Origin of the sequence: Cytobacillus sp., from assembly GCF_964223445.1 — a bacterium.
GTDB lineage: Bacteria > Bacillota > Bacilli > Bacillales > Cytobacillaceae > Cytobacillus.
Genome location: NZ_CAXQGS010000128.1, coordinates 38,040 through 44,595, shown reverse-complemented (window position 1 = coordinate 44,595; position 6,556 = coordinate 38,040). Strand labels below are relative to the sequence as shown.

Sequence of the window (6,556 nt, the reverse complement as noted above, 5' to 3'; positions counted from 1 at the left end):
CGAGGATTTTTCTGAACAGGAGAATCATTACTTTGATACACCGGATTTTTTATTGAAGTCTAAAGGGAGTGCCTTAAGGATTAGGCAGAAAAACGGCTCATTTGAATTGACGCTTAAACAGCCCCACCCTGAAGGGCTTTTAGAGACTAATGAAAACATTACTGAGTCCGAAGCTGCAGAGATGATCCAGACTGGAAAAATTCCCAAAGAACAGATAATAATATCCATAGAAAAGCTGGGCATAAAGACAGATAGACTTCAATACTTTGGTACTCTCGCAACAAAACGTGCCGAAAAGGAGTACATGAAAGGTTTGGCTGTTCTTGATCACAGCAGCTATTTAAATAAGGAAGATTTTGAGTTAGAATATGAAGTGGATAACAGGAATGAAGGTGAATTGACTTTTCTAAATTTGCTTAAACAGCTTAACATTCCTGTCAGGAAGACCGAAAATAAAATTAAGAGATTTTATAACGAAAAATACAGACAGCAAAAGGCTTAATAGAATTACAGCTTTTGCCAAGGAGCAATATAATGAACGTAGATCAGTTAAAAATATTGATGGAGCTGCAGGCACTGCAAGGATTTAATAGTTCTAAGCAAACGAACACTTCAAATCCTCTGTTTCAAGAGCTATTGGCCGGGTTAGTTCCGGAAAGTCCCGGTTCATCTCATCAAGTCACAGGTGGACTTGGAGCAGTTGCGTCTCTGGAACCTTATATTAGCGCTTTACAAACAGATACCCATACAGCTGCAGCTCTTCCCCCCCTAAAACTAACCAAATTTGCCAAAACTTCAAAAAGTGATTTTGATGATCTGATTCAAAAAGCATCAGATCTGTTTAATGTACCAGTTAATCTGATTAAGTCAGTCATTAAACAGGAATCAAACTTCAATCCGAATGCAGTAAGCCATGCAGGTGCTTCCGGGTTGATGCAGCTTATGCCTGATACAGCCAAGGGGCTCGGCGTTAAAAATATCTTCGACCCTGCAGAGAACATTTTTGCCGGAGTCAAATATTTACGGCAAATGATGGACAGGTATGGGGATAATGTTGAACTTGCATTGGCTGCCTATAATGCCGGACCTGGAAATGTAGATAAATACGGAGGAGTCCCGCCTTTTAGAGAAACACTGAATTACATAAAGAAAGTTACCTCATCGTTTATGGCTTAAGGCTTATTTCAGCCGCCCGAATTTACCGGGCGGCTTTTTCAATACCTTTTCAGCAAATGTTCCGGATTGACGGCATGTGCTTAATCCATACTATAGTCAAAAGGGCTCAGTAAGCTATTTGTTTGAGATATAAATCCCTCATTGATAGAATATAAAGAGATCACACCACTCAATATTAAATAGGAAGATTTTTTTACAAACGAATTAACTCATAAAAGGAGTTTTAAATATGGCCGAGAAAATGCACACTCCCTTCGACGCTATTGGTGAGGAAAAACTTCACCATCTAATTGACGCTTTTTACCGGCGCGTAGGACAACATCCTGATCTCGTTCCTATTTTTCCAGATGACCTGACAGAGACAGCCAGAAAACAAAAGCAGTTTATGACGCAGTATTTAGGGGGACCTCCTTTATATACTTCAGAACATGGACATCCGATGCTTCGGGCGCGGCACATGCCTTTTCCCATAACGGAAACGCGGGCAAAGGCCTGGCTTTTATGCATGAATGAAGCAATGGACGAAATTAGGCTGGAAGGCCGCTTGAGAGAAGACTTTTTTGCAAGGCTTGTACTCACTGCCCAGCATATGATCAATACACCTGAAAACGGCGTGAAAGGTGAAAGCTCGTGAATAAGCCAGAATCCAATGAAAACAAGCTTACATCTCCACATTGCCACGGCAGTGAAAAAAAGCCCGTAGAAGTCTATATGTTTGTTGATCCCCTTTGCCCAGAATGCTGGGCTTTGGAGCCAATCTTAAAAAAGCTCCTGATTGAATACGGCCGCTATTTTTCCATAAAGCATGTATTAAGCGGCAGGCTGGCAACGTTAAATATGGGGAAAAGGCAAAACTACGAAAACATTGCTGATTTATGGGAGAAAACAGCAAGCCGCTCTGGAATGTCATGTGACGGGAACGTCTGGTTCGAAAATCCGATTTCTTCCCCGCACCTGGCTTCGGTTGCAATTAAAGCTGCGGAATTGCAAGGGAGAAAAGCTGGCATCAGATTTTTACGCAAGCTTCAGGAGGTCTTATTTCTTGAAAAGCAGAATGTGTCTCATTTTGAAGTGCTAAAGGATTGTGCTAAGGAAGTCGGTCTGGATGTAGTAGAATTTGTTTCTGATATTCATTCAGATAGTGCAGCAAAGGCTTTTCAATGCGATTTAAAAATTACTTCTGAAATGGATGTCCAAGAAATACCCACTCTTGTCTTTTTTAATGAAAATATTGAAGATGAAGGCATCAAAGTCACTGGATACTATCCATATGAAATTTATGAACAGATTTTAGAGGAAATGCTTCCTGCTAAACCTGAGCGTGCTCCTCTTCCGCCCCTTGAATATTTCTTAAAATACTTTAAGCTAGTGGCCAGCAAGGAGATCTCAGTTGTATATAATATGTCGGACAGCGAAGTGAACAGGGAAATGAAAAAGCTTCAACTAAAGCAAATAGCTGAGTATGTACCTGCAAAATACGGTAATTTCTGGAGATATTCAGGGTAATGTAAAGCTGTGCAATATGCACAGCTTTATTTTTTCGCTGAAAAAAAACCATGCACTTCATTTGCACGGCTTTTTCAGGGTTTTTATACAAACAAAGGGGATGGGAGAAATTTTTCACTTCCAAACAAAAGGGGTAAATGTTTGCATGTGATCAACTTCACATCTGTAATATATCATGATGTGAAAGAAAATGACAATGAGTTTGTGCCTTTTTTCACAATATTGTCAAAATCAAGTCATCACTTTCTGGACAACCGCATAAAATAATACGGATGTAAACCTTGGCCAGGAGGAGAATGCAATATGAAAAAACTGCCTGTATTATTGATGCTGCTGCTCATCTTGCTCTCCTTTATTTTAAATATTCTCGGATTGATGAAACTTATCCCCATTTTCATCACTTCACCTATTTTATTTATTTCTCTCCTGATTTTATTTTTATATTTGAATGACCGAAGGAGATTTAAGGGGTTTTGAACAATACATAAAAGGTGCCCGAGAAACGCCAGGCACCTTTTATGTACTGTCTAGCGCCAAGCCCCCCACAACGTGTAGGCGGGCATTGCGCTTCCACTTTTCTATTTAAGAAAGCAGGCTTTCCATTTCGTTAAGCTTTTCTTCAAATACTTTGCAGGCATCTTCAATCGGCTTGCTGCTTGTCATATCAACACCGGCTTTCTTTAACACCTCAATCGGATAATCTGAGCTGCCGGATTTCAGGAATTCAATATATCTGTCAACAGCAGGCTGCCCTTCCTGAAGAATTTGCTTGCTTAATGCCGTTGCCGCACTGAAGCCTGTTGCATATTGATAAACATAATAATTATAGTAGAAATGCGGGATTCTGGACCATTCCAGACCGATTTCCTCATCAATCACGATCTCTTCTTCCCCAAAATATTTCTTATTGAGTTCATAATATGCTTTCGTCAATGAATCTGCAGTCAAAGCTTCATTGTTTTGCGCCTTTTGATGGATGAGATGTTCAAACTCTGCAAACATTGTCTGGCGGAAAACAGTACCCCTAAAGCCTTCAAGATAATGATTCAACAAATACAAACGCTTCTTATCATCATCTATTGTTTTAAGCAGATGATCATTTAAGAGGGCCTCATTACATGTGGATGCAACCTCTGCGACAAAAATTGAGTAATTTCCATATGGATATGGCTGGTATTTTCTTGTGTAATAGCTGTGAACAGAATGCCCAAATTCGTGAGCAAGGGTAAATAGATTGTTCACATTGTCCTGCCAGTTCATCAGTATATATGGATTAGTGCCATATGTTCCAGATGAATAAGCACCGCTTCTTTTGCCCTTATTCTCATGAACATCTACCCAGCGATTTTCAAAGCCCTCATTTAAAATTTTCAAATAGTCCTCGCCAAGCGGCTTCAGTCCTTTTAAGATGAGATCCTTTGCTTCATTGTAGGGGATTTCCATTTTTACTTCCTTCACCAAAGGAGTGTAAAGGTCATACAAATGAAGCTCCTCGACCCCAAGAACCTTCTTGCGGAGTTTGACATATCGATGAAGCAAATGCAGATTATCATTAATGGTATTGACTAAATTTTCATAAACACTTTCAGGAATATTGTTCGCAGATAGGGCAGCATGGCGCGCAGATTCATAATTCCGGATCTTTGCATTGAAATTATCCTTTTTCACATTCCCGCTTAGAGTACTTGCGAATGTATTGCGAAACTTCCCATAAGTCTCATATACCGCTTTGAAAGCATCATGGCGCACACGCTGCTCATCACTTTCGAGAAAACGGATGAACCGTCCATGAGTGATTTCTACCTCTTCACCATTTTCATCTTTAATGGATGGAAACTCCAAATCAGCATTATTCAGCATGCCAAATGTATTGCTTGAAGCCCCAAGCACCTCGGAAGCCTGGGCAAGCAGGGATTCCTGCTCAGCAGATAATACATGAGGCCTTTGAAGATTAATTTCCTCAAGCGAATGTTTATATAATTGCAGCTCCGTTTTTTCCTCTAAAAACCCGGCAATCTTCTCTTCATCTTCAGCCAGCAATTCAGGAACAATAAACGCGAGTGCACTTGCAGCTTCCGAATATAAATTTTTGATTTTGTCGTCCTGGCCCTGATAAAATGAGTTCGTTGTATCCTGGTCATAACGCATATGGGCATATGTATAAAGCTTCCCAAGGCGCGAGAGTAAATGATCTTGGAACTGCAGCGCTTCATATAATGTTTCAGCACTTTCCCCAAGCCTGCCTTGATACTTGCCTGCATTAGGGATCAGCTTCTGCACATCATTATATTCCTTGTCCCATTCCTCATCAGAAGGGAAAATATCCTCCAAACGCCAGGTATCTTCTGGTGAAATCTCATTCCTTGCTGGCAGTTTCTTTACAGTTGTCTCATTAGCCATTCATTCATCCTCCATTCAAAAGTCCCATTACACTATCTTCTCTTTCAAAAAACAAATTCCTTCTTTTTAAAGAGCGAATGTGCAAATCTTTGATTATTTTATGTTAAATAGATCTTTTTCATTTATTGCCCTGCAAAATGCTTTGCGTGATACCCCTATAAAAATCCTCCTCTCTTTGGAGAATACAGGAGGAATGGTCAGGCTCTCCACAAGACGCAGTTCTTTTGTACAGACCGTTTCCAGTTTGTTTAACAATGTTTAAGTTAATAAGGACATCCATATATTCTTTAACTGCCAAAACTTCAGATCCTGTTTGAATCAGTGGAATTGACCTGACTTTAATATCGCTGTTCTTTACCCTATTGCGAAAGGCAGCAACCATTCGCGCATGAGAAAACGGTCTATCTTTGCCGATGACATCCATGTACAAGTAGGACTGCCACTGTATAGGCGGGGTTTCAATAAATGGAGAATGGCGGACAGGAAGGCCAATTTCAGGCGGGAGTAAAGCAGGAGCAATTGAGCGGGAGTATATTTCCTGAAGAAAGGTATTTTTATATGCACTGCTATTCTGAGCAAGGAAATTCTTTATTTTTCGAATTTCATTTTTCCATTCACTTATTTTTAAATCATTTTTAAAATATGGATCAAATAAAAAATCTGGATCAGCATGGAAGATTGTTTTCACATCATAATGCGCGTAGGCATTTCTGACAGTTAAGGGAAGGATTTGGCGGACATTGATGAAGGACTTTGAATTGGGGCAGAATGAAGGGATTACCCAATTGTCTGAAGCTGTTTGCCGAAGAAATAAGTACTGGAACCCAGATAAAGAAATTTTTGCTTTCCCAATGCGCTTAATATTTTTTCCTGCCAGTATCCATATTGGAACGATGCCTGACTGAAAATAAGCTTCTGTTCGTTTTTTAAATAACTCCTCTGAGATAATTGAACATTGATATTCAAGAGCATAATTTACACCTTCAAAATGGACACTTATATCTGGCCGCTGTGAAATGTCCGGATAGTATGGCTCCAGAATTGGATCTAACCCTTTTTTCTTTAGCCATTGATACAAAAGGAGCTTTCCAGAAATATGGTATTCAGATTCCCTTTCATAGCTTTCCGGACATTCAGAACCCTTTTTGTGGCTAAAATGCGGGATTCTCTTATTACCGATCTTCATAATTACTTCCTCTTTGCATTCGGGGCAGAAAAAAGTGTGCTTTTCCCTATACTGCTGTAAATCAGGGATACTATGTGGACCTAAGAGACTTATTCGAACCCCCTTCTCTGTTGCGGCAACTAACAAATGATCATCTCCTTTCTATGATAAACGTTCTTTATTTAATTGCTAAATTCCTTTATATTCTGCAAATTCTTTTTGAGCTTTTTATACAAACATATACATACGTTTCTTGCTGCATTGTCTGACGCGGATGCCCTTACTAAAATAAAGCCGATTTCAAAAATG

Annotated in this window: 6 protein-coding genes; 4 read left to right on the top strand and 2 right to left on the bottom strand. The window is 39.7% G+C overall.

The genetic code is table 11. The features are described 5' to 3' along the window. The 4 genes from ACEQ1T_RS21865 to ACEQ1T_RS21850 all read left to right on the top strand — a co-directional run. Window positions 1-502 (top strand): CYTH domain-containing protein (locus tag ACEQ1T_RS21865; protein ID WP_370224730.1); only part of this gene is annotated, 502 nt, incomplete at its 5' end. A gap of 32 nt (window positions 503-534) precedes the next feature. Next, window positions 535-1,176, top strand: coding sequence for a lytic transglycosylase domain-containing protein (locus ACEQ1T_RS21860; RefSeq protein WP_206835337.1), 642 nt, complete (start codon window positions 535-537; stop codon window positions 1,174-1,176). 229 nt (window positions 1,177-1,405) lie between these two features. Next, window positions 1,406-1,810, top strand: coding sequence for a globin (locus ACEQ1T_RS21855; RefSeq protein WP_206835334.1), 405 nt, complete (start codon window positions 1,406-1,408; stop codon window positions 1,808-1,810). After that, window positions 1,807-2,682: a ClpXP adapter SpxH family protein gene (locus tag ACEQ1T_RS21850; protein ID WP_206835331.1), complete on the top strand. Its 876-nt coding sequence runs from the start codon at window positions 1,807-1,809 to the stop codon at window positions 2,680-2,682. The genes ACEQ1T_RS21855 and ACEQ1T_RS21850 overlap by 4 nt, the downstream gene beginning before the upstream one ends. Window positions 2,683-3,264: 582 nt before the next feature. Here the strand turns inward: ACEQ1T_RS21850 and pepF are convergent. Next, window positions 3,265-5,082 (bottom strand): oligoendopeptidase F, encoded by a 1,818-nt coding sequence (pepF, locus tag ACEQ1T_RS21845; protein WP_370224727.1) that lies wholly within the window; start codon window positions 5,080-5,082, stop codon window positions 3,265-3,267. Window positions 5,083-5,200: 118 nt separating this feature from the next. Then, window positions 5,201-6,394 (bottom strand): competence protein CoiA, encoded by a 1,194-nt coding sequence (locus ACEQ1T_RS21840; RefSeq protein ID WP_370224725.1) that lies wholly within the window; start codon window positions 6,392-6,394, stop codon window positions 5,201-5,203. Between the last annotated feature and the right edge of the window lie 162 nt (window positions 6,395-6,556).

What these genes read in the sequence shown, in the direction of transcription:
- ACEQ1T_RS21860 (WP_206835337.1), top strand. Translation starts at nt 535, where the DNA reads ATGAACGTAGATCAGTTAAAAATATTGATGGAGCTGCAGGCACTGCAA.
- pepF (WP_370224727.1), bottom strand. Translation starts at nt 5,082, where the DNA reads ATGGCTAATGAGACAACTGTAAAGAAACTGCCAGCAAGGAATGAGATT.
- ACEQ1T_RS21855 (WP_206835334.1), top strand. Translation starts at nt 1,406, where the DNA reads ATGGCCGAGAAAATGCACACTCCCTTCGACGCTATTGGTGAGGAAAAA.